At 71.3% G+C, this 26228-nt stretch carries 21 protein-coding genes, 1 tRNA gene and 2 pseudogenes; 15 read left to right on the top strand and 9 right to left on the bottom strand.

The window, feature by feature from the left end; genetic code table 11:
• Positions 1-42 precede the first annotated feature (42 nt).
• The 4 genes from ACWD5O_RS10960 (at position 43) to ACWD5O_RS10945 (ending at position 5824) form a co-directional block, all read left to right on the top strand.
• Complete coding sequence (locus tag ACWD5O_RS10960) at positions 43-585, top strand: nucleoside/nucleotide kinase family protein (RefSeq protein ID WP_354964352.1); 543 nt, start codon at positions 43-45, stop codon at positions 583-585.
• On the top strand, positions 576-1325 hold the full coding sequence (locus ACWD5O_RS10955) for a hypothetical protein (protein WP_354964353.1): 750 nt from the start codon (positions 576-578) through the stop codon (positions 1323-1325). Before ACWD5O_RS10960 ends, ACWD5O_RS10955 begins: the two co-directional genes overlap by 10 nt.
• Positions 1326-1697: 372 nt before the next feature.
• Positions 1698-4517, top strand: coding sequence for a type I DNA topoisomerase (gene topA, locus ACWD5O_RS10950; RefSeq protein ID WP_387322855.1), 2820 nt, complete (start codon positions 1698-1700; stop codon positions 4515-4517).
• 80 nt (positions 4518-4597) lie between these two features.
• The gene (locus ACWD5O_RS10945; protein ID WP_354964355.1) at positions 4598-5824 is read left to right on the top strand and encodes a CapA family protein; all 1227 of its coding nucleotides are present in this window, start codon (positions 4598-4600) and stop codon (positions 5822-5824) included.
• Here the strand turns inward: ACWD5O_RS10945 and ACWD5O_RS10940 are convergent.
• The gene (locus ACWD5O_RS10940; protein ID WP_450085142.1) at positions 5800-7143 is read right to left on the bottom strand and encodes a D-arabinono-1,4-lactone oxidase; all 1344 of its coding nucleotides are present in this window, start codon (positions 7141-7143) and stop codon (positions 5800-5802) included. The two genes, ACWD5O_RS10945 and ACWD5O_RS10940, sit on opposite strands and share 25 nt — an antisense overlap.
• A 226-nt stretch (positions 7144-7369) precedes the next feature.
• On the opposite strand from ACWD5O_RS10940, the gene ACWD5O_RS10935 reads away from it, so the two are divergent.
• Positions 7370-7975 (top strand): TetR family transcriptional regulator, encoded by a 606-nt coding sequence (locus ACWD5O_RS10935; RefSeq protein ID WP_450085153.1) that lies wholly within the window; start codon positions 7370-7372, stop codon positions 7973-7975.
• A gap of 41 nt (positions 7976-8016) precedes the next feature.
• Here ACWD5O_RS10935 and ACWD5O_RS10930 read toward each other — a convergent pair whose 3' ends face one another.
• On the bottom strand, positions 8017-9225 hold the full coding sequence (locus ACWD5O_RS10930) for an amino acid deaminase/aldolase (RefSeq protein ID WP_450085141.1): 1209 nt from the start codon (positions 9223-9225) through the stop codon (positions 8017-8019).
• 151 nt (positions 9226-9376) lie between these two features.
• On the opposite strand from ACWD5O_RS10930, the gene tmk reads away from it, so the two are divergent.
• From tmk to ACWD5O_RS10900, 6 genes and pseudogenes are all read left to right on the top strand, one after another.
• Positions 9377-11635 (top strand): dTMP kinase, encoded by a 2259-nt coding sequence (tmk, locus tag ACWD5O_RS10925; RefSeq protein WP_449935604.1) that lies wholly within the window; start codon positions 9377-9379, stop codon positions 11633-11635.
• A complete protein-coding gene (locus ACWD5O_RS10920) occupies positions 11635-12900 on the top strand; it encodes a DNA polymerase III subunit delta' (protein ID WP_354964359.1) in 1266 nt (421 codons plus the stop codon). Before tmk ends, ACWD5O_RS10920 begins: the two co-directional genes overlap by 1 nt.
• A 145-nt stretch (positions 12901-13045) precedes the next feature.
• Positions 13046-13377, top strand: a pseudogene (locus tag ACWD5O_RS10915) (YbaB/EbfC family nucleoid-associated protein).
• A 1-nt stretch (position 13378) separates the two neighbouring features.
• Positions 13379-13684 carry a hypothetical protein gene (locus ACWD5O_RS10910; protein WP_354964360.1) on the top strand — a complete coding sequence of 102 codons (306 nt, stop codon included), beginning with the start codon at positions 13379-13381 and terminating at the stop codon, positions 13682-13684.
• Positions 13684-14365: pseudogene (locus ACWD5O_RS10905) on the top strand (hypothetical protein). Before ACWD5O_RS10910 ends, ACWD5O_RS10905 begins: the two are co-directional and overlap by 1 nt.
• A gap of 299 nt (positions 14366-14664) precedes the next feature.
• Entirely contained in the window at positions 14665-15504 is an 840-nt protein-coding gene (locus tag ACWD5O_RS10900) for a PSP1 domain-containing protein (RefSeq protein ID WP_354964362.1), read from the top strand.
• A 24-nt stretch (positions 15505-15528) separates the two neighbouring features.
• Here the strand turns inward: ACWD5O_RS10900 and ACWD5O_RS10895 are convergent, their stop codons facing one another.
• Entirely contained in the window at positions 15529-17424 is a 1896-nt protein-coding gene (locus tag ACWD5O_RS10895; RefSeq protein WP_450085140.1) for a metallophosphoesterase family protein, read from the bottom strand.
• 12 nt (positions 17425-17436) lie between these two features.
• On the opposite strand from ACWD5O_RS10895, the gene ACWD5O_RS10890 reads away from it, so the two are divergent.
• Positions 17437-17510: transfer RNA gene (locus ACWD5O_RS10890), tRNA-Thr, on the top strand.
• 17 nt (positions 17511-17527) lie between these two features.
• Here ACWD5O_RS10890 and ACWD5O_RS10885 read toward each other — a convergent pair.
• A complete protein-coding gene (locus ACWD5O_RS10885) occupies positions 17528-18517 on the bottom strand; it encodes a tyrosine-type recombinase/integrase (RefSeq protein ID WP_450085139.1) in 990 nt (329 codons plus the stop codon).
• Positions 18518-18961: 444 nt separating this feature from the next.
• Here ACWD5O_RS10885 and ACWD5O_RS10880 point away from each other — a divergent pair, with 444 nt between their 5' ends.
• Entirely contained in the window at positions 18962-20179 is a 1218-nt protein-coding gene (locus tag ACWD5O_RS10880) for a low temperature requirement protein A (protein ID WP_450085138.1), read from the top strand.
• A 154-nt stretch (positions 20180-20333) separates the two neighbouring features.
• Here ACWD5O_RS10880 and ACWD5O_RS10875 read toward each other — a convergent pair whose 3' ends face one another.
• Positions 20334-20987, bottom strand: a complete 654-nt coding sequence (locus ACWD5O_RS10875; protein WP_450085137.1) for a site-specific integrase — start codon at positions 20985-20987, stop codon at positions 20334-20336.
• A 232-nt stretch (positions 20988-21219) separates the two neighbouring features.
• Between ACWD5O_RS10875 and ACWD5O_RS10870 the strand changes: the two genes are divergently transcribed.
• Positions 21220-22239 (top strand): FUSC family protein, encoded by a 1020-nt coding sequence (locus ACWD5O_RS10870; RefSeq protein ID WP_450085136.1) that lies wholly within the window; start codon positions 21220-21222, stop codon positions 22237-22239.
• Positions 22240-22551: 312 nt separating this feature from the next.
• Complete coding sequence (locus ACWD5O_RS10865) at positions 22552-22956, top strand: hypothetical protein (protein ID WP_450085135.1); 405 nt, start codon at positions 22552-22554, stop codon at positions 22954-22956.
• Between the two features lie 106 nt (positions 22957-23062).
• On the opposite strand, the gene ACWD5O_RS10860 is transcribed toward ACWD5O_RS10865, so the two are convergent.
• From ACWD5O_RS10860 to ACWD5O_RS10845, 4 genes are all read right to left on the bottom strand, one after another.
• Positions 23063-23305 carry a hypothetical protein gene (locus ACWD5O_RS10860; RefSeq protein WP_450085134.1) on the bottom strand — a complete coding sequence of 81 codons (243 nt, stop codon included), beginning with the start codon at positions 23303-23305 and terminating at the stop codon, positions 23063-23065.
• 354 nt (positions 23306-23659) lie between these two features.
• Positions 23660-24424: an alpha/beta fold hydrolase gene (locus ACWD5O_RS10855; RefSeq protein ID WP_450085133.1), complete on the bottom strand. Its 765-nt coding sequence runs from the start codon at positions 24422-24424 to the stop codon at positions 23660-23662.
• 189 nt (positions 24425-24613) lie between these two features.
• Positions 24614-24925, bottom strand: a complete 312-nt coding sequence (locus ACWD5O_RS10850) for a hypothetical protein (RefSeq protein ID WP_354964371.1) — start codon at positions 24923-24925, stop codon at positions 24614-24616.
• 234 nt (positions 24926-25159) lie between these two features.
• Positions 25160-25729, bottom strand: coding sequence for a YcxB family protein (locus ACWD5O_RS10845; RefSeq protein WP_450085132.1), 570 nt, complete (start codon positions 25727-25729; stop codon positions 25160-25162).
• Between the last annotated feature and the right edge of the window lie 499 nt (positions 25730-26228).

Here is a 26228-nt window from a genome sequence, read left to right as displayed (position 1 = left end):
TGACCGGTGCCACGCCTGGGCGGAGGTCGTACGCTGCAACGCATGCGTACGTGCCAGGCGTCTGCCGCCGGAAAGCTCACGGTGGTCCTGGCCACGCTCGTCGTTGTCCTCGCCGGCTGCGGTGGCGGTCCCAGCCCACGGGCCTGGGCGGCGACGGTCTGCGGCGCGCTCACCCCGTGGCGCTCCGAGATCAGCAAGTTGACCAGCAGCACGGATGAGCAGATGACCGCGCAGACCACGCCGGCGCAGGCCAAGGAGAACCTGGTGCGGCTCTTCGGTGGGGCGGAGCAGGCCAGCGAGACCGCGCGCCGCAAGGTGGAGCAGGCCGGCATCCCGGAGACGGACAACGGTGAGGCCATCTCGGCCGGTTTCCGCAGTTCCCTGGGGAAGATGCGGGACGCCTACGGGCGGGCCCGCGACACCATCGACAAGTTGGGCACCGGCGAGCCGACCGTCTTCTACGACGGCGTGCGGGCCGCGGTGGACACCCTCAACAAGGAGTACGACGCCAGCGCGCTGGACACCAGCCGGCTCAACTCCGAGGAGCTGAAACAAGCCTTCGACGAGGTGCCGGAGTGTCGCTGAGCGGGCTCGGCGACACCGGAGCGGCGCAGCCGCCCCCGGCGCTGTTCCCGGCACCCGAGCCCGACCCGTCGGCTTCCGAGGCGACGCGACGGCGGAGCGGGCCGACCCGGCACGGGTCGAGCGGGCCGTCCTCCGGGCCGGCGCAGACCGACGACGCGGGACATCAACTGGTCTTCTTCGGCGCGGAGGCGGCCGAACCGACGGTCGCTGACCTGGCCGGACTGCTCGCCGGGCCGGGCGAGATGGTGCGGATGGGCGGCACCGCCCGCCTCTCGGTGCACGTGGACGCCGCCTGGCGGGTGCACGTGCTGGTCGCGGAGCTGGCGCTGCGCGGGTTGGCGGCGAGCTGGGAGCCGACCGGGGACGCGCGACACGCCGTCCGTACCTCGTACACCCGGGTCCTGAAGCCGCTCGCGGTCGCGTGGCTGCACGGCCCGGCGAAACGTCCGCCGGCCACCTTGCACCTGACCGGCCGGCGGCTGCGGCTGTGGCTCGCCGCCGCCGGGACGCCGGAGCCACCCGACAGCTTCCTGCTACGGCTCGGCGCCGGTGACCAGGAGTGCTGGGACCCGGTCGGCACGGCGCTCGCCACCGCCGGGCTCGCCGGCACGTTGCTCGGCCCGGACGAGGGCGGCCCGGGGTACCGGATCACGGGCCGGCGCCGGTTGGGCCGGCTCGCCGAACTGGTCGGCGGGCCGCCGCGCGCGGCACCGGCCGACGCCTGGCCGACCCGACCCTGACCAGGGGACGAACCGGGTCATTCCCCTCAAGGCGGAGGTGGCGCCCGGGCGGCCGCGGCTGTCTGGTGCCGGACAGCCGGCGGGTTGATCCGGGCGGAAAACGGGCGGGTCGGACCTCGGCCGAGGGTCCGCCATCGTCACAGTGACCCGCTTCGAGCCCTACCCACGGTGTACGGTGGCGCCGTCCGGCAGTGCCGAGCGCGGTGGGGCGGAAGTGGACCGCCGCGCCGGAGCGGATTGCCGCCCGCGAAACCCGAAACGCGGACGGCGCGTTACGTTGGACATCCGGACCGCCGGTGCGACGGCGGGGTCGAGAGCGGTCGCTGTCCGGGGGCCGGCAGACCACGAGCAGGAGTGAGGTCGGGGAGAGACGTGCCGAGCAACGCTGGAACCACCCGTCTGGTCATCGTCGAGTCACCGGCGAAGGCCAAGACGATCTCGGGCTACCTCGGCCCGGGGTACGTCGTGGAGGCCAGCTTCGGTCACGTCCGCGACCTGCCACGCAACGCCGCCGACGTGCCGGCCAAGTACAAGGGTGAGGCGTGGGCCCGGCTCGGGGTGGACGTGGACAACGGCTTCCACGCGCTCTACGTCGTCTCCGCCGACCGCAAGCAGCAGATCAGCAAGCTGGTGAAGCTGGCCAAGGAGGTCGACGAGATCTTCCTGGCGACGGATGAGGACCGCGAGGGTGAGGCGATCGCCTGGCACCTGGTGGAGACGCTCAAGCCCAAGGTGCCGGTCAAGCGGATGGTCTTCCACGAGATCACCAAGCCGGCGATCCAGGCGGCGGTGGCCAACCCCCGCGAGATCGACCGCGACCTTGTCGACGCGCAGGAGGCCCGGCGGATCCTCGACCGGCTCTACGGCTACGAGGTATCTCCGGTGCTGTGGAAGAAGGTCATGCCGAAGCTCTCGGCCGGCCGGGTGCAGTCCGTGGCGACCCGGATCGTGGTCGAGCGGGAGCGGCAGCGGATGGCCTTCCGCACCGCTGAATACTGGGACATTCTGGCCACTCTCGCCGTGGCGAACGTCGGTGAGGGGCCGCGCGCGTTCAACGCCACCCTCATCGCGTTGAACGGCGACCGGATCGCCACCGGTAAGGATTTCGAGCCGACCACCGGTCGAGTGAAGCCCGGGGCCGGCGTCGTGCACCTGGACGAGGGCGGCGCCCGTGGGCTGGCGGCCCGGCTCGAGGGACGGCCGTTCACCGTCACCCGGGTCGAGGAGAAGCCCTACCGCCGCCGCCCGTACGCGCCGTTCATCACCTCGACGCTCCAGCAGGAGGCGGCCCGCAAGCTGCGCCTGTCGTCGCAGCAGACGATGCGCACCGCGCAGCGCCTGTACGAGAACGGCTACATCACCTATATGCGTACCGACTCGGTGAACCTGTCGGAGACCGCCATCTCGGCGGCCCGCCGGCAGATCGTCGAGCTGTACGGCGAGCGCAGCGTGCCGCCGGAGCCCCGCCGCTACACCGGCAAGGTGAAGAACGCGCAGGAGGCGCACGAGGCGATCCGCCCGGCGGGGGACAACTTCCGCACCCCGGGCGAGGTGGCCAAGGAGCTGTCCGCCGAGGAGTTCAAGCTCTACGAGCTGATCTGGCGCCGCACCATCGCCTCGCAGATGACCGACGCGGTCGGCTCCAGCGTCTCGGTGCGCATCCGCGCGGTCTCCACCTCCCAGGAGGAGGCCGACTTCGGCGCCACCGGCAAGACCATCACCGACCCGGGCTTCCTGCGCGCGTACGTCGAGTCGAGCGACGACGAGACCGCCGAGGCCGAGGACGCCGAGCGCCGCCTGCCCACCCTGGTCAAGGACCAGCCGCTGACCGCCGACGAACTCGCCGCGCAGGGCCACCACACCCAGCCGCCGTCGCGCTACACGGAGGCGTCGCTGGTCAAGGCACTGGAAGAGCTGGGCATCGGCCGGCCGTCCACGTACGCGTCGATCATGCAGACGATCCAGGACCGGGGGTACGTCACCAAGCGCGGCCAGGCGATGATCCCGACCTTCCTGGCCTTCGCGGTGATCGGCCTGATGGAGCGGCACTACCCGCGCCTCATCGACTACGACTTCACCGCCACGATGGAGAACGAGCTGGACGAGATCGCCGGCGGCGGCCACGCCGCCGTCGACTTCCTCACCGCGTTCTACTTCGGCGGCGCCAACGGTGCCGGCGACCAGGGCATCGCCCGCTCCGGCGGGCTCAAGAAGCTGGTCACCGAGAACCTCAGCGACATCGACGCACGCAGCGTCAACTCCATCCCGCTCTTCACCGACGACGACGGCCGGGAGGTCGTGGTCCGGGTGGGCCGGTACGGGCCGTACCTCCAGCGGGAGCTGCCCGGCGGCGAGCCGGCGGCACCGGCCGAGGGTGAGGAGGGTGGCACCCAGGGTGACCGGGCGCCGATCCCCGAGGGGCTGGCCCCCGACGAGCTGACCCCGGAGAAGGTGCACGAGCTGTTCCTCGGTGGCAGCGGCGAGCGCAAGCTCGGCGACGACCCGGGCACCGGCGAGCCGATCGTGCTCAAGTCCGGCCGGTTCGGCCCGTACGTGTCCAGCGGCGAGCGGAAGTCCTCGCTGCTGCGCTCGCAGACGCCGGATTCGCTGACCCTTGAGGAGGCGCTCAAGCTGCTCAGCCTGCCCCGGCTGGTCGGCGTCGCGCCCGACGGGGTCGAGGTGTTCGCCAACAACGGCCGCTACGGCCCGTACGTCAAGCGGGGCGAGGAGTTCCGGTCGCTGGAGTCCGAGGAGCAGATGTTCACGGTCGGCCTGGACGAGGCGCTGGCGCTGCTGGCCGCCCCGAAGGCCCGTGGACGGCGGGCCGCGGCGCCGCCGCTGCGCGAGATGGGCGTCGACCCGCTGACCGAGAAGCCGATGGTGATCAAGGACGGCCGGTTCGGCCCGTACGTCACCGACGGGGAGTTCAACGCGTCGCTGCGGCGTGGGCAGACCCCGGAGGCGCTGACCATCGAGGAAGCCTCGGAGATGCTGGCCGAGAAGCGGGCCAAGGGTCCGGCGCCGAAGAAGAAGGCGGCGGCGAAGAAGGCTCCGGCGAAGAAGGCCACGGCGGCCAAGAAGACGGCCGCTGCCAGCAAGTCCACCGCCGCGAAGAAGACCACCACCGCCAAGGCGACCACTGCCAGGAAGGCGGCCCCGAAGAAGGCCGCCGCCAGGCCCGCCGAGGAGTGACGGTCACCGACCCCTGTCCCTAATGGATGAAATGTTCTATTTGGTACGAGGGTTTGGTGGAGGTTCCCTAACGTGAGGGGATGTTCGCCACCACTGCCACGCGTCGCCGTTTACTCGTCAGCGCGTCGGCGGGAGCGTTGCTGCTTGCCGTGGCCGCGGTCGGCTCCTGGGCGATGGATGCCGAGAGCTCCGCGCCGGCCGGGGCCACCGCGTCACAGGCTGCCCCGCAGACCGTCGCCCCGGGGTCGTCCACCGGGCCGACCCGGGATGCCGCCAATCGGCGGACCGTGCGACTCGTCGCCGCGGGTGACGTTCTGGTTCATCCCGCTGTGACCGACCAGGCGCGTCGGGACGGCGCCCGGGCCGGCCGCCTGGACTTCGCCCCGATGTTCGCCGGGATCGCCCCAGCCGTCGGCGGCGCCGACCTGGCGCTGTGCCACCTCGAAACGCCACTGGCCGATCCCGCCGGCCCGTTCGCCGGCTATCCGTCGTTCAACGCGCCCCCGCAGGTGCTCGAGGGGCTGCGCGGTGCCGGGTTCGACGGCTGCTCGACCGCCTCCAACCACACCCTCGACCAGGGCGCCGACGGGGTGGCCCGGACGGTCCGCGCGCTCGAAGTCGCCGGGCTGGGGCACACCGGCAGCGCCCGCAGCGCCGCCGAGGCGGCCACGCCCCGGATCTACCAGGTCGGCGACGTCCGCGTCGCCCACCTGGCGTACAGCCTGAACTTCAACGGGCTGAGCCGCCCCCCGGGCCAGCCGTGGCTGGCCAACCTGATCGATCCGCCAGAGATCCTCGCCGCCGCCCACGAGGCGCGCGCCGCCGGCGCCGACATCGTCGTGCTCAGCCTGCACTGGGGTACGGAGTACCAGCACCTGCCGGACGCCGACCAGCGGGCCTGGGCACAGCAGTTGATCTCTTCGCCCGACGTGGACCTCATCCTGGGCCACCACGCCCACGCGGTGCAGCCGTTCCAGCGCTTCGGCGACAAGTGGGTGGTCTTCGGCATGGGCAACGAACTGGCCCGGCACGCGGAGCCGATCGACGACAACCGCGAGGGTGTGATGGCGCGAGCGACCTTCACCGAGACCGCCCCGGGGCGCTGGACGGTGACCCGGATGGAGGCGCTGCCAACCTGGACCGACCTGGCACCGGCCCTCCGGCTGGTCGACCTGACCGCAGCGCTGGCCGACCCGGCCACCCCGCCGGGTCTGCGGGGCGACTACCGGGCGGCGTACCAGCGGGTGCTCGGCTACGTCCGGTCCCTCGGCGCCGGCCCGGATCAGGTGGTGGCGTCGGGCGGCTGAGCGCCGCCACAGAGGACGCGGTCGATGTGGGCGTTGGTGAAGACGCGGTCGGGGTCCAGGCGGTCGCGGACGGCCAGGAAGTCGGCGAAGCGCGGGTAGGCGGTGGCCAGCGAGGCGGCGTCGCGGTAGTGCAGCTTGCCCCAGTGCGGCCGGCCGCCCAGTCCGGCGGCCACCTCCTCGAAGGCCCGGAAGTACGGCTCGTACGGCATGCCGACGTACTGGTGCACGGCAATGTACGCGGAGTCTCGGCCGTAGCCGTGCGACAGCCAGATGTCGTCGGCGGCGGTGAACCGCACCTCCACCGGGAAGAGCACCTTGAACGGCAGCCCGTCCACGATCCGCTGGAGTGCCGCCAGCGCCTCGGGTAGCGCCTCGCGGGGGAGGCCGTACTCCATCTCCAGGAAGCGGACCCGGCGCGGGGTGCAGAACACCCGATCGGAGCGGCCGGTGTACCGGCGTTCGGTGAGCGCGCGGGCGGAGACGGCGCTGATCCTCGGTGCCAGCGTCGGCACAGCCCGGCCGAGCCGGCAGGCGCCGGCGAAGACGGTGTTGGCCAGGAAGTCGTCGTCCAGCCAGCCGCGCCATCGGGGCAGCGGCCGGTCGTTTGCGGGTACCCGGTCGTTGGTCTTGACCTGGACCCGTTCGGTGTAGGGGAACCAGTAGAACTCGACGTGGTCGTGGCCGTCGATCAGTGCCGGCAGTTCGTCGAGCACGTCGGCCAGCGCGGCCGGGCGTTCGTGGGCGTGCAGCACGAAGGCGTCCACGCAGCTCAGGGTCACCTCGACGAGCACACCGAGCGCGCCGAGCGACACCCGCGCGGCGGCGAAGACGTCCGGGTTCTCGTCGGCGGAGCAGCGCAGCACCTCCCCGGTGCCGGTGACCAGGGTGATCGCCTCGACGAAGGTGGACAGGCAGCCAAATCCGGCGCCGGTGCCGTGGGTGCCCGTGGAGATCGCCCCGGCGACCGTCTGCGCGTCGATGTCGCCGAGATTGGGCAGGGCGAGGCGGTGTCGGGCGAGCAGGCCGTTGAGGGCGTGCAGGGTCATCCCTGCCGGTACGGTGACGAGCCTGTGCTCGAGGTCGACGCTGACCATGGTGTCGAGCTCGGACAGCTCCATCCGCCGGTCGTCGGCGAGCGCGATGGCGGTGAATGAGTGGCCGCTGCCGGCCACCCGGATCCGGCCGCCGGAGGCGGCGGCGGCCCGGACGGCCTCGGCGACGTCAGCCGGCGAGCCGGGGCGGAGGATTGCGCTGGCGCTGCCACGCTGGTTACCGGCCCAGTTGGACCAGCGGGCGGTGAGCGGTGCGGTGCCGACCATGCTCGCTCCTCGAAAATGAATATGAAGTGACTTCATATCAGGAACGTTGTAGCTGGTAAATACCGCAATTGCGGTCCGCTCGTTGTACCGGTAGTCACGGACTCGTGACGTGGAGATATGTTCATCCGTCGAAGGGGGGTGGCGCCGAGTGTCCACACCAGCCGCCACGACCGGGCCGCTGCGCCGCGTACCGGTGCAGGGTCGAAGTGTCGCGCGGGTACAGCGCATGTTGGACGCCTGCGCCGAACTCGTCGACGAGGTGGGGTACGAAGGGCTGACCACGACCCTGCTCGCCGAGCGCGCCGAGGTGGCGATCGGGTCGGTCTACCAGTTCTTCCCGGACAAGCGGGCGATCGTGCAGGCATTGACCCTGCGCACGATGGAGTCCTACCTCCAGCGGCTCGACGAGCGGTTCGCCTCGGACGAGATGACCCACTGGTGGGACGGCGTCGACGCGGGGATCGATGAGTACATCACGATGCACCGCACCGTCCCCGGCTTCCGTACCCTGCACTTCGGCGACGTGGTCGACCTGCACCTGCTCGATGAGCAGCGCGACAACAACGGCGTGATCGCCGACCAGTTGGCGCGGGTGCTCACCGAGCGTTTCGGGCTGACCGACGTCCCGAAGCTCCGCTTCGTCCTCGAGATCGCGGTGGAGGCGGCCGACGCGCTGATCAAGCTCGCGTTCCGCCGGAGGTCCGACGGCGACGAGCGGGTGCTGCTCGAGGCCAAGGCGCTGATCCGGGAGTACCTGCACCGCCAGGTCGACGGCCCGGAGAGCGCGCGGTCGACCGCCGAGCAGCAGGCCGCGGTCGCCCAACCAGCCTGACCCGGCCCGCCGGGTGGGCGGACCGGGCAGCGGGGGTGGCGTCAGAGGAACGCCTGCCCCTCACCCCGGTAGGTGGGCACGGTCGCCACGATCGCGTCCCCGTCGACCAGGTGCAGCTCATTGACCCGTTCGCACAGCTCACCGGCTTTGGCGTGTCGGAACCACACCCGGTCGCCGATGGCCAGGGTTGCCGCCGCCGCGCCGGCCAGCGGGGTCTGGACCTCACCGGCCCCCTCGGTGCCGACCAGCTTCAGGCCGGCCGGCAACCACGGTCGGGGCAGTCGGCTGTCGGCGGCCGGGCCGGAGGCGATCCAGCCGCCGCCGAGCACGGTCGCCAGCTCCGGCGTCGGCCGACGCACCACCGCGCAGGCGAAGAACGCCGCCGGGGTGGGCCGCCAGGCACGGTAGGCGTCGAACAGCGTCGGCCCGTACAGGCCCGATCCCGCGGTGACCTCGGTGACCGCGGGATCGGCGCTGGTCGCGGCCACGCTGCCGGTGCCGCCACCGTTGACGAACTCCAGGTCGGCGTGCTGACGGACCGCGGCCACCGCCGCGCTCCGGCGGGCCAGCAACTCGCGGTACGACCCGCGCTGGGCCAGCCGGATCACGCCGGCCAGCAGCGCCTGCCCCGGCGGCGCGTCGCCCAGGCCGGCGATCTGCGCCTCGTACGACATGAGGCCGACCAGCCGGAAGCCGGCGCGGCCGGCGACGGTGGCGGCGAGCGCGCCGGCCGCTCGGGCGCTGTGCACCGGTGAGCGGCGGACGCCGACGTGCACCCGCCCGCGCAGCGGTCGCCAGGAGGCGTCCAGGTCAAGGCAGAGCCGCAGCTCGGCGCGCTGCCCGGGGGCTCGCACGGCGTCGATGAGATCGAGCTGCCCGCTGCCGTCGATCATCAGGGTGATCGCGGCGGCCAGCGCCGGGTCGGCTGCCACCTCGGCGAGCGCCGAGCGGTCCGCGCTGGGGTACGCGACCAGCACGTCGTCGCTCACCCCCACCCGGACCAGCCAGATCGCCTCGGGCAGGGTGAACGCCATCACGCCCCGCCAACCGGGCCGGGCGAGCGCCCGGCTGATCAGCTCCCGGCTGCGGACCGACTTGCTGGCCAGTCGGACCGGTTTGCCGGCGGCGCGGTCGGCCAGGGCGGCCGAGTTGGCGTCGAAGGCGGTGAGATCCACCACCGCGTACGGCGGGTCGAGGTGGGCGGTCGCCCGATCCAGGCGCTCGCGAAGTTTGTCGCTTTCGATGACCACGTGTGCACGCTAATCTGTCTGACGGCAAATGCGAAACACCCTCGCGTATAACCCGGGCTGCGGTTGGTGCCTTCGGCGGCCTAGGCTCAGCGAGCAGGAGAATGTCGCGAGTGGGATGGCTCCCCACCGGGTCTAGAGTGTTCCACCGGGAATGCCCAGCGATGGGCCGGCACGTGGAGGTACGGCCATCGAAAGCCAGAACAGCGGCGAGTCGCACGGCGTGTCGCGCTCCGGAGGCCAGCCGGGCAACGCCGCCAACCAGTCCGGCGGCAGCCAGGTCGATTCATCCGGCTACGCCGCCATCCGGTCAGTGCTGCGCATCCGGCCGTTCCGCCGGCTCTGGATCGTGCTCGGCGCGGCCTCCTTCGGTGACTGGCTCGGCCTGCTGGCCACCTCGGTCTTCGCCGCCTCCCAGGTGCAGGGCAGCACTGCCCAGGGCGCGGTCTTCGGTGGCGTCATCGCCATCCGGCTGCTGCCCGCACTGGTGCTCGGACCGATCGCCGGCGTCCTCGCCGACCGGTTCGACAGACGCTGGACGATGGTCATCTGCGACCTGCTCCGGTTCGTCCTGTTCGCGTCCATCCCGATGGTGGCGCTTGCCGGCGCCAGCGGCGCGGTGGTGGTCCTGTGGGCGACCATCGCCACCTTCCTGATCGAGTCGATCACCCTGATCTGGATCCCGGCCAAGGAGGCCGCGGTCCCCAACCTGATCCCGCGCGCCCGGCTGGAGGCGGCCAACCAGCTCACGCTGATCACCACGTACGGCCTGACCCCGGTGCTCGCCGCGCTGGTCAGCGCCGGTCTGGACCGCAGCGTCCGGGGCGTGACCGGCGGCAACTTCCCGGACTGGGCCGAGCCGGCCCAACTGGCCCTCTGGTTCAACTCCCTGTCCCGGCTGGCCACCGCCCTGGTCGTCGCGTTCGGCATCAGGGAGATCAGCCAGGGGCAGACTGCCGAGGGCGACCGCCACGAGCAGAGCATGCTGCGCCAGTTCAAGGAGGGCTGGCAGTTCATCGGCCAGACCCCGCTGGTGCGTGGGCTGGTCCTCGGCATCCTGGGCGCGTTCGCCGGGGGCGGCATCGTCATCGGCACCGCGAAGTTCTTCGCCAGCTCGCTGGGTGCCGGTGACGCCGCGTTCTCGCTGCTCTTCGGTGCCATCTTCGTCGGCCTGGCACTCGGCATCGGGCTCGGCCCGATGATCGTCAAGGAGATGTCCCGGCGCCGCTGGTTCGGCATGAGCATCGTGCTGGCCAGCGCCGCCGTGATGACCCTCGCCTTCGCCATCCACCTGTCCATGGCGATCGTCGGCGCGGTGCTGGTCGGCGCCGGCGCCGGGATGGCCTTCCTGGCCGGCACCACGCTGCTCGGCGGCGAGATCAGGGACGAGGTGCGCGGCCGGGTCTTCGCCGTCGTGCAGATCGGCACCCGGCTGGTGCTGATCCTGGCCATCGCGCTGAGCAGCCTGCTCGCCGGTGTCGGTGGCTCGCGCAAGCTGGAGATCGCCGACCTGGGCCTGTCCATCTCGTCGACCCGGCTGCTGCTGCTCGCCGCCGGGGTCGCCGGCATCTTCGCCGGGATCAGCGCGTTCGGTCAGATGGACGACAAGAAGGGCGTCCCGGTCCTCGCCGACCTCTGGGGCTCCATCCGGGGTCGCCCGCTGATGCCGGCCGAGCCGTTCGTCTCCGCCGGGCTCTTCGTGGTCTTCGAGGGCGGTGAGGGCGCCGGCAAGTCCACCCAGCTCGCCGCGCTCGCCGAGCGGCTGCGCGGCCAGGGGCGCGACGTCGTGGTCACCCGCGAGCCGGGGGCGACCGGGGTCGGTCAACGAATCCGGTCGCTGGTGCTGGACACCTCCGGCGACGAGGCGCCCTCGCCGCGCGCCGAGGCGCTGCTCTACGCCGCCGACCGGGCGCACCACGTGGCCGCCGTGGTGCGACCCGCGCTGGTCCGTGGCGGCGTGGTGATCAGCGACCGGTACGTCGACTCGTCCCTGGCGTACCAGGGCGCGGGGCGGACACTCCCGGTCGACGAGGTCTCCTGGCTCTCCTCCTGGGCCACCGGCGGGCTCAAGCCCGACCTGGTGGTGCTGCTGGACGTCGAGCCGCAGACCGGCCTGTCCCGGGTGGCATCGCGCAGCGCGGGCGTCGACCGGCTGGAGGCCGAGTCGATCGCGTTCCACGAGCGTGTCCGGTACGCCTTCCTCGACCTGGCCGCCGCCGACCCGAAGCGCTACCTGGTGCTCGACGGGTCCCGACCGGCCGAGGAGATCACCCGGCAGGTGGTCCGACGCGTCGAGGAGATGCTCGGAAATCCGGGCGGCATCGTGCACCCCAGGCCGGCGCAGGGTCCGGACACCTCGGTGCAGCCGGAGTTATCCGACGCGGAGCTGGTGACGATGGAGCATCGAACCTGATGCCGGAGGTCTTCGCCGACCTGGTCGGTCAGGACGAGGCGGTGACCGAGCTGCGCCGGGCCGCCGCCGCGGCGGCGGCCGTGCTGCGCGTGGGCGCGGCCGACCGTTCGCCCGCGCTGATCGCCGCCGGCCCGGCCGGCACGGACGGCGGGGCCGGTGCACCGGCCCGGGTCGACCCGAGCGCCGGGATGACCCACGCCTGGATCTTCACCGGGCCGCCCGGCTCCGGCCGCTCGGTCGCCGCCCGCGCCTTCGCCGCCGCCCTGCAGTGCGTCCACGGCACCGGCTGCGGCGAGTGCCCCGGCTGCCACACCACGATGGGCGGCACCCACGCCGACGTCCGGATGGTGGTGCCGGAGGGGCTCTCCATCGGCGTCGGCGAGATGCGCGCGCTGGTGCTCCGCGCGGCCAGCACCCCGTCCGGCGGGCGCTGGCAGGTGGTGATCATCGAGGACGCCGACCGGCTCACCGAGGCGGCTGGCAACGCGCTGCTCAAGGCGATCGAGGAGCCCCCACCGCGTACCGTGTTCCTGCTCTGCGCCCCCTCCACCCACCCGGACGACATCTCGGTGACCATCCGGTCGCGCTGTCGCGTCGTACCCCTGCGGCAGCCGCCGGCCACGGCGGTGGCCGAGGTGTTGGTCCGTCGGGACGGCATCGCCCCCGACGTGGCGCAGTGGGCGGCGGCGGCCGCGCAGGGGCACGTGGGTCGGGCCCGCCGGCTGGCCCGCGACCCGGAGGCCCGCCAGCGGCGCGAGGCGGTGCTCGCGGTGCCTCGCCGGCTGACCGGCGTCGGCGCGGCGTTCGACGCGGCGTCCGCACTGATCGAGGCGGCCGAGGCGGAGGCCGAGGCGTCGGTCACCGAGGCCGACGCGACCGAACGGGCGGCGCTGGAGACCGCGCTCGGCGCCGGCGGCACCGGCCGGGGCGCGGCCGGCGCGATGCGGGGCGCCGCCGGGCAGCTCAAGGAGCTGGAGAAGCGGCAGAAGTCGCGGGCCACCCGGGCTCAACGGGACGCGCTGGACCGGGCGCTGGTCGACCTGGCCGGTTTCTACCGGGACGCGCTCACCATGGCGCTGCGCGCTCCGGTCGCCCCGGTGCACACCGACACCGCCGTGCTGGCCGGCGCCGGGGCACAGAAGTGGGACGCCGAGGGGTCGCTGCGCCGGCTGGAGGCCGTGCTCGCCTGCCGGGCGGCTATCGAGGCGAACGTCAAGCCACGGATCGCCGTCGAGGCGATGATGCTCGCCCTCTGGAAGGGCTGACCCGCACCCTCCGTGCCGTGGTCCCGCCCGCCGGACCGGTCATCGACAGGCATCGACACGCGCGATTGCTGTGCGGTACGGTCCGGTGTGCTGTTGTGACGGTGACGGCACGCTCGGTGATGGGTCATCCGGGAGGAGTCGGCCGATGCCGCGGGGGGAGATCGACGAAGCCTGGATCGAGGAGGCGGTTCGGCGCTACCGCCGGATCGAGTCGCTCCCGGCCGAGTTCGACCAGGCGGTCTCGACCGTCGAGGTCACCGTCCGCTCGCCGGACGGGCTGGTCGAGGTGGTGGTCACCGCCGGTGGGCGGATCACCGACGTCCGGTTCCTTGGGCCGCTGCACAGCCGCAGCCCGCGAGACGTGGCCGGCTCCGTGCAGGCCGCGGTCACCGCCGCGGCCTGCACGGAGCCGAGTGGGCCCGGGAGAAGCTGCACAACGAGACGTTCGCCGCCTACCGACCGCTCGCGGGGGCCTGAGATGGACACACTGCGCGCGCTCTCCGCCCGGCTGGACGAGGCGAGCACCACGCTCACCGCCCTGTCCCGCACGGTCACCGCCAGCGATCCGGCCCAGGCAGCCTTCGGCACGGACGCCCCGGGGCGGCCCGGCGAGATCGGCCGCGCCCTGCACCGGCAGTGGACCGCCGCCACCGACGACCGGGCCCGCGAGGCACGCGCCGCCGCCGGTCGGCTGGCCGCCGCCGCCTCGGCCGTGCGCGAGGCCGCCGACCGCTACGGCGAAGTCGACCGGGCCGCCCGCCGCCGCATCACCGGGGAGCCCTGATGGACCCGCTGGACCGGCTCGCCGAGCCCGGCCTGGACCTGCTGCGCCGGGTGGACACACTGCTGGCCGCCGGGGTCCCCGAGGGGCACCGGGTCTGGCCGCTGCTGCGCCGGATGCAGGTGCTCCCGGGCGACGCGGTCCGCGGCTTCCTCGACCTTCATCCGGCGCCGCTCGCCGGCGCCGGGCACGCGGTGCGCCGGCTGGTCCGGGGGTACGACGACGTCTCCGCCGCGCTCAGCGACCCCGTGCTCTGGTCCGGCCCAGCCGCCTCGGCCTACGGGCAGGAGCGGGCGGCACTGCTGCGCCACCTCGACGAGGGGCCGGAGAGCCTGGTCGGGCGCCTGGAGTCCACGGCCGGATACGCCGACGCCCTCGCCGACTGGGTGGAGGGCACCCGGCTCGCCCTGGCCCGCACCCTGGCCGACATCCTCCGCTCGGCCGAGGCGGTCGCCGTGGTCGCCGCCACGGCCACGGGCATGCCGCTCCGGCCCGGCCCGGTGGGGGCCGGGCGTGGCCGATGCGGCCGAGATCGCCGCGCGGGTGCTGGCGGTGCTCTGCGTCGCGTACGACGGTGCCGAGACGCTGCTGCACCAATGGGCGCCGAGCCTGGCCGAGTCCGCCTGGCGGCCGCCGGTGGACGGTCGACCCCGGCACGACCAGACCACCCAGGTCGGCTGGTAGCCGGCCGACCGCGCCCCGGACAGGCCACGGCGTCGCCCGCGGGCGCCCGGCCTGAGCCGGCACCGACGGCGACGCCGTGGTCTTCCCCCTGCACCCCCCGCAGGTCTGCCTCCACTCAACGCCGCCCGGACGCGTTTGTCCCCTACTGCGGCCAGGATTCAACCGTCCGGGCGAGGAGCAACGGCACGACGGGTGGCCCTGCCATCGGTCAAGTCGACGGTCATGGATGGCAGCGGGCGGTAGTCGCCCGGCGACGGCCGACGCGCCCTCCGGCGGTGATCCGTCGTAGGGTGGGGTGCATGGGCATGCTCTGCGCGGTCAGCTTCAACCGGTACGGGCGCCTCTACTACCTCGACCCCGGCGAGTTGCGCCCGCAGGTCGGCGACAAGGTGCTGGTGCCGACCGACGACGGGCCCGAGGTGGCCGAGTGCGTCTGGGCCGCACAGTGGGTGACCGAGGAGACCGAAGGCTTCCCCCGGCTGGTGGGGCTGGCCGGCGACGACGATCTGCGCCGGGACGAGGCGCTGCGTCGGCGCAAGGCCGAGGCCAAGGTGGCCGCGAAGCGGCTGATCCGCGCGCACGGCCTGCCGATGAAGGTGGTTGCCGTCGACCACGTGCTCGGCTCCACCGAGGGTGGCGGCGAGCGCAGCACCGTCTACTTCACCGCGCCGCACCGGGTGGACTTCCGCTCCCTGGTCCGTGACCTGGGCGCCACCCTGCACTGTCGCGTCGAGCTGCGGCAGCTCTCCGCACGGGACTCCGCGCGGGTGCAGGGCGGGATCGGCTCGTGCGGGCGGGACCTGTGCTGCGCCACGTTCCTCACCGACTTCGAGCCGGTGACCATCCGGATGGCCAAGGACCAGGACCTGCCGCTGAATCCGCTGCGCATCTCCGGCGCGTGCGGCCGGCTGATGTGCTGCCTGAAGTACGAGCACCCGCTCTACCAGCGTTTCCAGGAGACCGCCCCGACCGTCGGCAGCCGGGTCTCGACGCCGGAGGGGGACGGCCGCGTGGTCGGCCACAGCGTCCCCCGTGACGCGGTGACGGTCCGGCTCGACGCCGACGGCTCCCGCTGCTCCTGCTCCCGCGCCTCCGTCTGCGCCCCCCGCCAGGCCCACGACCAGCACTACACGTCCTGACCCCGCAGGGCCCCGTCCGACCGGTCAGTGCAGGACTATGGGGGGTTCGGCCAGGCGGGGGGTCAGGGGGGCCTTCGGGGTCAGCCAACTGGCGGTGGGGGACTGGTCGGGGTTGACCTGCCAGTCGCGGGAGACCCGGTCGACGGCCACCGGGTAGATGGTGAGCGTGCCGTCGGGGTCGATGCGCAACCGCAGGAACGCCTTCGAGTCCTCGATGCCCTGACCGGCGAAGAGTTCGTTGACGTTCACCCCGAACGACCCCGCCACCAGCAGGTACGCCGCCACCAGTTGACTGGCCAGCAGGCCGCTCACCGGGCCGTAGAGCACCGCGGCGGCGACCACCGGCAGCGGCCACGGCCAGTCGTAGAGCGGCAGCGCCAACCAGGCCCAGGTGCCGGCGGCGGCCAGCCCCACGTGTGCCAGGCCGTGGCTGACGCCGAGGATCCAGTGCCGCGCGTGCCGCTTGCCGCTCGCGCTCGGCGGTTTGGCGAACAGAGCCGCCGCCAGCACTGTCACGAGCAACATCAACACCAGCGGTACGGTGAACAGCCGCTGATCGGTGGCGTCCGCCCAGTTCGCGGCCGCGCCCGCCATGGCCAGCATCAGCAGCGTGTGCAGGGTGCCGAGCAGGGTGGTGAAACCGGGGTTGCGGAACGGCAGCCGGGGGAAGATGCCCCAGCCGTAGCGGCGCGAGCGGGCCGCGTCCGGATAGCGGGCCACCAGGTCGTACGGCTGGGCACGGCTGGCCCGCCGGGCCAGGGTGTCCCGCGGCGGCACCTCGATGCGCTCCGGCAGCTTGTGCGTCGGGTAGAGGTACGCCCCACCGCCGCCGCAGGTGATCAGCTGCCGGGTCGGCCCCGCGTAGCGGGCGTAGTGGTGCAGGTCGCCGGAGAGCAGCAGACGGACCTGCGCCCCGGTCGGGTCGATGATCGTTCGGATGAAGTAGTCGACCGAGTCGTACGCCGTCGGATGGTCGGCGGCCTTGACCCACGTCGGCGCCGGCGTCGCGATGATCACCTTCGACTCCGGGCCGAGCCGCCGGGCCACCTCGTCGAAGTACGCCAGCTGCGGGTCGTCCAGGTACGAGCCGGACTGGTCGTCGACGCCGAGCAGCCACCAGCCGGCCGGCAACTCCACGGCGAAGTACGAGCGCGACTGCCCGGTGCCCCAGCCGCCGAAGTGCCGGTCCCTGGAGCGGACGAACAACCGCAGGAAGGCGGTCAGGCCGTCGTACCAGTCGTGGTTGCCGGGCACCGCGAAAAGGGTGGGCCGCTCCGGCGGGGTCGCTGGCAGCGCGGCCTGGTAGGGGCCCTTGCACCGATCCTCGTACGAGGCGTAGGCCGCCGACGGGTACACCTGGTCGCCACCCATCACCAGGGTCTGCGCCCGGGGCAGCCGGTGCCCGTCCACGGTCAGCTCCGGCTGTGCCAGCAGGTACGCCACCGAGTAGGTGGCATTGAAGCCGTCACCCAGGTCGGCCACGTAGTCGAGCCACAGCCCGCCGTCCGACCCGGCCTGGCGGAAGGCGTCGTCGCCGAACGCGTTCTGCAACTCGCGCTTGTCCAGGTACGCCCCGAAGAGCATCGCCAGCAGCGTCCGGATGCCGGTGCTGATCAGCAGGAACGGGGCCAGCCACGGCACCGGCTTGCGCGGCGTGAAGCCCAGCTCCAGCGGGTCGGTGGTGCGGGGCCGGTGGGCGACCCGCTCCCCGGCCGGCGGGCCGTCGGGACGTCCGTCCGCCGGGTCCTGCTGGTCGGGGCGGTCGAGGGGGGCGTGATCGTCGCTCACCCGCCGCAGCGTAGTACCGACCCGGATGATCCGCTGTCCGGTAAACGTCCAGATGACGGCGGTTGTCCGGTTGGCGGCAGCGGGCGGGGAGGGGGTATCCCGTTCGGGCGACGGCCGTGGGGTGCCGTACACTTGACGATCGTTGCCGCCTTAGCTCAGTCGGCTAGAGCGACGCACTCGTAATGCGTAGGTCGACGGTTCGATTCCGTCAGGCGGCTCGGCACGGAAGCCCAGGTCATCGGCCTGGGCTTCGCCGTTTCCCGAGGTCGACAACACCGCCGCCGGCCGTGCCAGTCCGCAAATAGTCCGCACCCCGCGCAGCGACCGCCTCGTCCAGCCGGTTGGCGACCGCGTCCAGGTCGTCACCGAACAGCCCCGCGTACACGTCCAGCGTCATCGACGCCGAGGCGTGCCCGAGCATCCGCTGCACCGCCTTGACGTTGGCGCCCGCCGCCACGGCCAGACTCGCCGCCGTGTGGCGCAGGTCGTGCGGAGTCAGGCCCGCCAGCCCGACCGACGCTGCGGCCGGCGCGAAGACCCTCGATCGGAAGTTGGTGTTGCGTAGCGGCCCGCCATTCGGGGCGGTGAACGCCAGCTCGTCGCGGCGCTTCCCGGCGATGTGCGCGGCCAGCTCGTCGACGAGGAACCGCGGAATCGGCACCGACCGACGCTGATGGTTCTTCGGCGTGCCCTCCACCAGTTCCCCGCCGACCTCGGCGAACGCCACCGCCACGGTCACCCGCCGCCGCAGCAGATCCAGCCGCGACACCCGCAGCGCCGACGCCTCACCCCACCGCAGCCCGGTGTAGGCCAGGAACCGCACCAGCAAGCCGTATCGTCCGCACGCCTCCGCGAGCATCGCCACCTGGTCGTGGTCGAGGAACACCGGCTCCTCCTTGACCACCCGAGGCAGCCGCACGCCCTCTGCCGGATTCCGGGACATGCGACCGTCCCGCACGGCGTGCGCCAGGACCAACGACAGCACCCGGTGCGCGTACCGGACCGTTGCCGGAGCGAGGCCGGACGCGGTGAGCCGCTGCACCCAGGCGGCCACCTCCGCGTACGAGACTGTCGAAAGCGGGATGTCCTCCCACGTCGGGAACACCTGCCGCCGTAGCGCCACCTCATACCGGGCGCGCGTCGTCGGCTTGAGCTGCACCTGAGCTGCCATCCACTGCGCCGCCCAGACGCCCACGGTCACCCGCGCCCGAGCGGGGTCGATCAAGGCGGCCCGCAAAGCGGGCCGCGCCGGCCCGGCCCCGGCCTGCTGGCGACCTTCGGCCGGCATCGGCCGGGCCGGCCGGCCCACGCTGACGGGCGATCAGGATGACGAAGACCTCGGGGCTCCGCCCCGAACCCCGGCCCTCCTCAGAGATGCCGCCGCGGATCTCCTCGCCGGGCACCCAAGGGCTACCAGCCTCCTGGGACGGGCACCAGGTCGTTCGTCCGGTAGGGCGCTCCACGTGGTCCCCGTCCCAGGAGGCTGGACGGTCTGCGACTGCCCGACGAGGAGATCCGCTCTTGACTCAGCTGGGCGCCCACAAACGTCAACGGATCGGCGCAGGTGTCATCCGTGCCTGGCTCACGCGAGCGTTACCGCCGTCGCCGCCGGTTGATGAAACGGGCGAAATCGGTGCGCGCAAAGCGATCCTCCCGCAACCATGGGCGGATGGGGCGACCATCGGAGCCGGCGCAGACCGGGGGCATCATGCGCGGCGAGGAGGACGCCCAGCAGGCCAGCTTCCTGGAGCTGTTCTTCGACCTGGTGTTGGTCTTCGCCCTGGTTGGGGTCGTCAGCCGGATGGGGCCGGACCTTCTCTCCGACAATGTGGGCGTGCGCTGGCTGTCGCTGCTGTACGCGGCCGTTCTGGCCCTGCCGTTGCTGTGGCTGTGGACGACCACCGCGTACGTCACCAGCCGGTTCGACTACCGCAACGGCTGGATTCAGCTGCTGGTCCTGGTCAGCGCGTTCGGCCTGCTGATCATGGCGACGTCCCTGTACGAGTTCGAGCAACACGGCGCCACCTTCGCCATCGTGTACGTGGTGCTGCACATCGGACGTCCCTTGGTGCTCCGGCCCCTGTTACGGGAGCACGAGCAGGTACGGGAGCTCTACACCCGCCTGGCCATCTGGGCCAGCATCTCCGGCGTCATTTGGCTCGCCGGGGCGGCGATGCGCGGAAACCTCCGGCTCGCCCTATGGTTGATCGCCATCACCGTGGACCTGGTCGTGGCGCGGGTCAGATGGCCGGTACCCGGCCTGGGCCGACCACCGACCAGCGCGTGGGCGATGGCCAGCAGCCGATACCTCCCCGAGCGCTACCAGCAACTGTTGTTGATCGCGCTCGGCGAGACGGTGCTGTCCATTGGCCTCACCTACGCCACCCACCCCACCACGCTCGCCGCAAAGGCGGCCCTGGTGGTCACGTTCCTGTCGTCCGTGCTGATGTGGCGGATCTACTTCTATCGCGCGGGCCAGGTGCTGGCCGAGGCCGTCGAGATGTCGTCGAACCGGGCAGCTGCCGGCGGGATCGTCGGTGTGGCCCATCTGCTCATGGTTCTCGGCATCACCTTGGCCGCGGCTGGCGCGGAAATCGTGTTGGCGCATCCGGAGGGGCCCTCCGTGCCGGCCTGGCTCGTGGTCATCCTCGGCGGGCCGGCGATCTTCCTGTTCGGCCGCAGCCGGCTGGAACGGGTCGTCTTCAACCGGCTCGCCGTGCGCCGGCTCGTCGGCATCGGCGTTCTGGTCCTGCTGGCGCCGCCGCTGTTCTTCGGCCCGCCGCTGCTTGCCGCCATCGTCGCTGCGGTCGTGCTGCTCGGCGTCGCCGTTGCGGACGCTCGACGCGCCGCCGGCCGCCCACTGGAGGCCCCGTCCCCGTCCGCCTAGCAGAGGCGGTCCGCATCCAGTCCGCAAGAGGTCCACAGACGATGGGGAAGCGTGAGGGATGTCGGAAGGATTTCCGCTGCCAGGCCCCCATGTGCCCAGGTCGGCGGCACGGGCAGTTTGATCTCGTAATGCGTAGGTCGACGGTTCGATTCCGTCAGAGCAGCCAAGGTTCACTCACCCCCGACCACAGCGCCCCCTCCAGGCGTGACGCGGCTTCACGCGCAATCTCAGGCGCGACGTGGGCGTAGATGTTGAGGGTCACGCTGATCTGCGAATGGCCGAGGATCTCCATGACCACGCGGGCGGGCACGCCCTGGGCGAGGAGGACGCTGGCCGCTGTGTGCCGGAGGTCGTGCAACCGCACTTGCCGCAGACCAGCCGGCCGGATGATCTCTCGGAACGAGCGGTAGTCGTTGCGTGGATGAATCGGGGTGCCCACACTCGTCGCGAAGACAAGGCCGGGGTCGGCCCAACGGTCCGCCTCAAGACGCTCTGCCGCTTGGCTCTGTTGGTGATGACACAGAGCCGCTAACACCGTGGAGGGTAGAGGCAACGTCCGGCGGGACCGCGCCGTCTTGGTTTCGACGAACACGAGCCCACCCGAATCAGGATCGCGTTGCAACTGTCCGCGTACACGAAGCGTGCCCGCAGTCAGGTCGACGTCTTCCCAACGCAAGCCCAGCACCTCAACTTGACGAAGTCGTCCTTCCCGGCTGTTCGCGCCTGATCCGGAGGTCTGCGGCTTGGCCCCAATCGGAACGCCGGCCGGCCTGCTGGCGGCGATGTCGTACTCCGGCGGGGTCGGCATCTGGCTGTCGGCCCAGGCCTATGGTTCCTCACCGATCAGGCGAGATGGAGGGTCTAGTCTCGGTCGGCCTCGCGGATCTCGTGCATCCGATCTTCGCCACGTACGACGATGTCGTCGGGGGCAGTGGATTCTCGGGGGTGACAGGGTGCGTAGCCGGCTTTGGAGTGCACTGCGGGGGCTCGTGGGGCGGCGAGGCAGCGATGTGTACGAGCGGCTTCGCACGTACGCGATCGTGGCGGCGCAGGCGGGTGTGGCGGCCGTGCTCGCCGGGTTCATCGCGCGGGACGTGCTGGACAACCCGCAGCCGTTGTTCGCTCCCGCGGTCGCGGTCGGCACGATCGCGTCGGCCATCGGTAACCGGGTCCGGCGAGCAGCGGAACTGGTGGCCGGAGTGGTCGTGGGGGTGGTCGTCGGGCACTGGCTCATCCGGGTCATCGGGGTTGGGCCCGTGAAGACCGGCGTGGTCGTGGCGTTGGCGATATCGGCGGCAGTCCTGTTTCGGGGCGGCGGCGCGGCCTTGGCGCAAGCAGGAAGCACGGCGTTGCTGCTGGCAACGGTGGCGGATGGAGCGACTCTGGCGGTGCCGCGAACCGAGGCCGCTCTGGTCGGTGGAGTGACCGCCATCGCCGTGGCGCTGATCATGCCGCTCAACCCGCTGCGCGTCATACGTCGCGCCGGCGGTCCGACGACGGATCTCTTCGCCCGTGAACTGACGACCGCCGCCCGGGCACTGGCCCACCGTGACCTTCAACAGGCCGAGAACGCGCTGCAGGGCTACACCCCCGCAGATGCGAAGAGGCAGAACCTAAACGAGATGGTCGCCGCAGCGCGGGAGGTCGCGGTCCTCTCGCCGTGGCGCAGACGACAGCTGAACATGGTGCGCCGCTACCAGCACGCCGGCGAGCAGCTCGAACACACATACACCAGCGGCCGGGAGATGGTGACGTGGGCCGGGGCAACCATCCGCGCCGGCGAGCCGGTTCCCGCCGGCCTGCCAGCCTCGATCGAGCACGTCGGTCAGGCGCTTAGGCTCATGCACCGCGACTTCCTCGCCGGCCGGGAGCCGGAGCCCACACGCGCGCGGGCATTGCAGGCGATCAAAGAAGTCAACGACGCCTGCGCCCACGGCATCGAGTTCTCCGGGACAGTCGTCGTCTCGCGCGTGCGCGCCGCCGTCAGCGAGCTGCTCCAAGCGTCGGGGCTGCCGAAGGCAGAAGCGAACGAACAGGCTGGTCTGAAGGCCGACGTCTAGCTCATGCGCCTATGCATCGACTCCTGCCGGACCGGCTCTGTCAAGTCACGCCAGGTACCGGCCGAGGCCTTCATCATCCGCTCGACCATCAAGCGGGCAGATCGGTCTCGGGACCTGCGTGACGCTCTGCGGAGCCTGGGATCCGCGACGCATCTCAGCTCCATCCACTAGGCGTTGGGCCGAGTAGCGCGGCGGTGTCGGCGGCGGGGCAAACGCCCCCATCAGCTCTCCGTAGGCTTCGGGCATGCTCCGGACTTCTCCAAGCTGTGGCAGGGCGTGGCTGGTGAGACTCAGCCGAGGAGGCTGCTTGTGATGGCCACTCCGCCACCGCCTTGCACGGATTCGGAGCAGACAGGACCGCAAGGGGCACCACCGCTGCCCGCGGAGCTGCCGCCACGCTCACCGTCGGCCAAACGTGGGCGGATCTCCGCCGGTATCGGCATCGCCCTCGCCGGCCACCTGCCCGCAAGCGGGCTATGGCTTCTCTCGTTCTACACGTTTGTCTACAACGCAAGCCCGGACTCGCTGTTCATGGTGGACTGCCTGGTAATACTCCTTCAGTTGGCCTTGTTCGCCTGCTGCGCCGTGACGGGCAGTGTGATGGTCATACGCGGCGATCGCGGCCTTGGACTGGGCCTGCTCATCGGTTGGGTGACCGGCATCATCGTGCTCGTGGCGGGCACCGCCCTAATCGCCTTCTCCGCGCCGGCTACCTGATCGTCTAGCCGCATCTGTCACGAAGGTCCCGAGACTGATCCGTCACAGAGGTCCTGAGACTCGACAACCGTCTGCCGGCGAGGTTGTTCAAACTTTCTGTACGTCTTCAAGGCGGCCCGAAACGGGCCGCACGCGCCGCCGCCTGGGCGCGCGTCCGTCGCTCCGCTGGCGCTCCGACTCCGGCCACGCAACACGCCCGGCGGCTGGCGTCGACGGTGCCGGTCCTTGAATAGTCCTTGTCCCGTGCAGTGACCGCCTCGTCCAAGCGGTTGGCGACCGCGTCCAGGTCGTCACCGAACAGGCCGGCATACAGGTCCAGGGTCATCGAACTACGGAGGAAAGCCGGCATGCAGGTGACCGTACGTGAGGCGACGGTGTCCGACGCTGCGGTGTTAGGCGGTCTTCGGTGGCGGCGGCTGACCGAGGAACGCGGCTACACCGGAACAGACCGCGCCGCCTTCATGGAGCTGTTTTCCACTTGGTCGTCCACCACCTGTCAACCCACCTGCCCTTCCTCGCCCAGGTAGACGATGACGTAGTCGGCGTGGCATGGCTGATCCTGTCGTAGCCGATGAGCGAGCACGTCGTTCCGCAGCCCGCTGAGAAAACCCATTGCGAGTGGCCGGCACCGGACGTCTGGTTGATCGGCCACCAGTCACAGGAGGGAACATGACGCCCATGTCGCTGCCCACCCTCCGCTGGCTCAGTCGAGTTCGGACAGGAAGGCAATGGCAGCGGCAGCGAACTGCGCTTGAGCATCGTGATGCACCACGTGACCGGCTGGCAGCTCGGCAAGACGGGCCTGGCCGGCGCGACGGGCGATCATCTCGCGAGCGTGGCCGGCCGCCAGTTCATCGCTGCGCGTTCCACGGATCAGGAGGGTGGGGCAGCTTACCGAAAGCCAGTCCTTCCAGTGGTCACCGTTGAGTGCTTTCTGGGACGCCACCGTGTCATCGATGTCGAACGAGAAGCCCCAGCCGTCCTTCGACCGGCGGAAGGAACACTCCAGATAGGGAGCCGTCGCGCCCAGGGCCGAGGCCAGCGCATCGCGAGATCGCGCGTGGCGGGGGAGGCTGGTGGTGAACGACCAGTCGCAGTCCACAACCGCGCCGATGTCCTCGACGATCAGCGCCGTGACCCGGTCCGCGTGCCGGCCGGCGTACTGGTAGGCGTTCACACCGCCGAGTGAGTGGCCCAGCACCGCCACAGGGCCGACTTCCAGATGCCGGTGGAAGGCGGCGACGTCGGCAACATAGTCGTCCCGCTCATAGCTCTCGGCACGGTCCGACGCTCCATGCCCACGCTGATCGAGCGCGATCACCCGCCACCGCGGTGCCAGCGCCTCAGCCAGCGGCGCGAATACCGACGCTTCGTTGTAGTGCCCGTGAAGAGCCAGGAGCGGAGCACCCGAACCGCCAAAGTCCAGATACGAAAGCCTGCGACTCCCAACCGTGAAGAACCCACGCATGACCTGGAATGTTAGGCACCCGCAGTTTTCCGCACTCCGGGAGCGGTGAGGGCGCCGGCCGCTACGGCCAGGCTCGCAGCGGTGTGCCGCAGGTCGTGTGGCGTCACACCGGCGAAGTTGGCATGGGCGAGCGGCCTTCGAGCGGCACGAGAGGTGCCAGCAGTTCCTCCGGAACGCGACGCGCGATTGTCAGATGTACGAGAACGACCAGCCGAACATCCGCACCGGCAGGAGTACAAGAACGACGGTCGCAGCGACGGCGAGCAGAACGCGCACTGTGCGAAGACCTCGCCACCACGGGATAATCCAGAGCAGCAACCACATGGTGCCTGAGATCACCACATGCCCGCCGATCACCCCGAGGCTGGTCTCCTCGCACATGTTGTCAGCCATGGCCTGCTCGCACAGCGCCGGTGGGCCGTTGTGGTCCCCGAGGTTTCCCAACATTCCTACGATGCAGGCCAACACCGGAGCCGCCACGAGGGTGAACAGCGGCGTCACCAACCATCCGGCGAGGTCACGGCGCCGATCCGCTAGCCGTCCCACTGGCAGAACGCTACAGCCGGGCATCGACATTTCCCAAGCTGACGCTTCGGGCCCCCGCATCAACGGAACGGTCCGCATCCAGTCCGCACGAGGGTCCACGGACGGTGGGAGTGCGGTGAGCGATGTCGGAAGATTCGGGTGGAACCGTGCAGGTGCGCGGGCGTTCCTGAAGGGCGCTGGGCGTGGCAATCAAGCGCGCCGGTGGCAGTGGGTCTCGAGCAACGACCGTAGCCGCGCCGGATCGCCGGTCACCAGGCCGCGCTTGGGCAGCACGAGTACCGCTGCGCCAAGCCGCTCAGACGCGCGCAGAACGAACGACCGTTCCGTCTCGATATACCGCAGGTACTGGGACCACGCGGCTGTTTCGCTCCGGCTTGCGCTGGTGAGACGTAACCCTGTGTCATCCACGGTGGTTCGGATGGGCTCGGACAGCCAAGGATTTCCGTGCATGATCAGGCGTACCTGCCAGCGATAGATCCAGCGGGCGGCGACCAGGAGCCGAAACAGCAGCAGGCCGAGCCCGATGCCGAAGAGGGCCACCGTGGCGAGGACTGCGATGTGAGCCGCCGACATGGTCCGGGAGCCGTCAGAAGAGATGAGCCCAGGAAGGAGCCCGACGAGCGCGGCGACGATCAGTACCGGGACCAGCCAGGGACGCCGGACGTCGCGCCGGTGGGCGACGATGCCGTCGAGCCAGTCGTCCTTGGTGAGGGTGTAGCTGAGTTCGACCGGGCTGACGGTGACCTGCTCGGATGACATGGAGGGCAGTGTATTTCCGAGGTCCCGTCCGTCTGGCGGATGGGTATGCCTGATCGGCCGACAACTGTGCCCTCGCCTTCGACGCGTACGCGTAGTCAGTTGAGGAACCGTGCTGGGGCCGGTCGGCCAATCCGGTGCCACATGGTTCGGGGCAGCCGCGGCCGAGCCGACGCGTACCTGTCGTGACCGGCGGGGAAGGCCCACCCACCAGCACCATCCCGGGCTCAGCAGCCAGTGACCGACTTCGGGATGCCGGCGAGGTGGACTCCTGCTCCGGCTCGACTTGGCCGGCCATCGCCGAAGAGGACGCCGTTCCGCTGCGGTTGTCACTGACCTGGGGCTGTCTTTGGCAAGAAATCACGGGTGCAGAATTCGTAGGCCTACCGGCGCGACCGAATACCGCTACTCATTCCCGGCGTGACTCCCCCGTTCGTCTCCTCTACGGGTTAACAGGACCGTAGCGTCGTCGGATTGCCGACGTAGCGCATGGACCCTCACC

The sequence above is a fragment of the Micromonospora sp. NPDC005161 genome (assembly GCF_053599855.1).
Note: the sequence above shows the minus strand (reverse complement) of the source record. Positions and strands in the feature narration are given on the sequence as shown.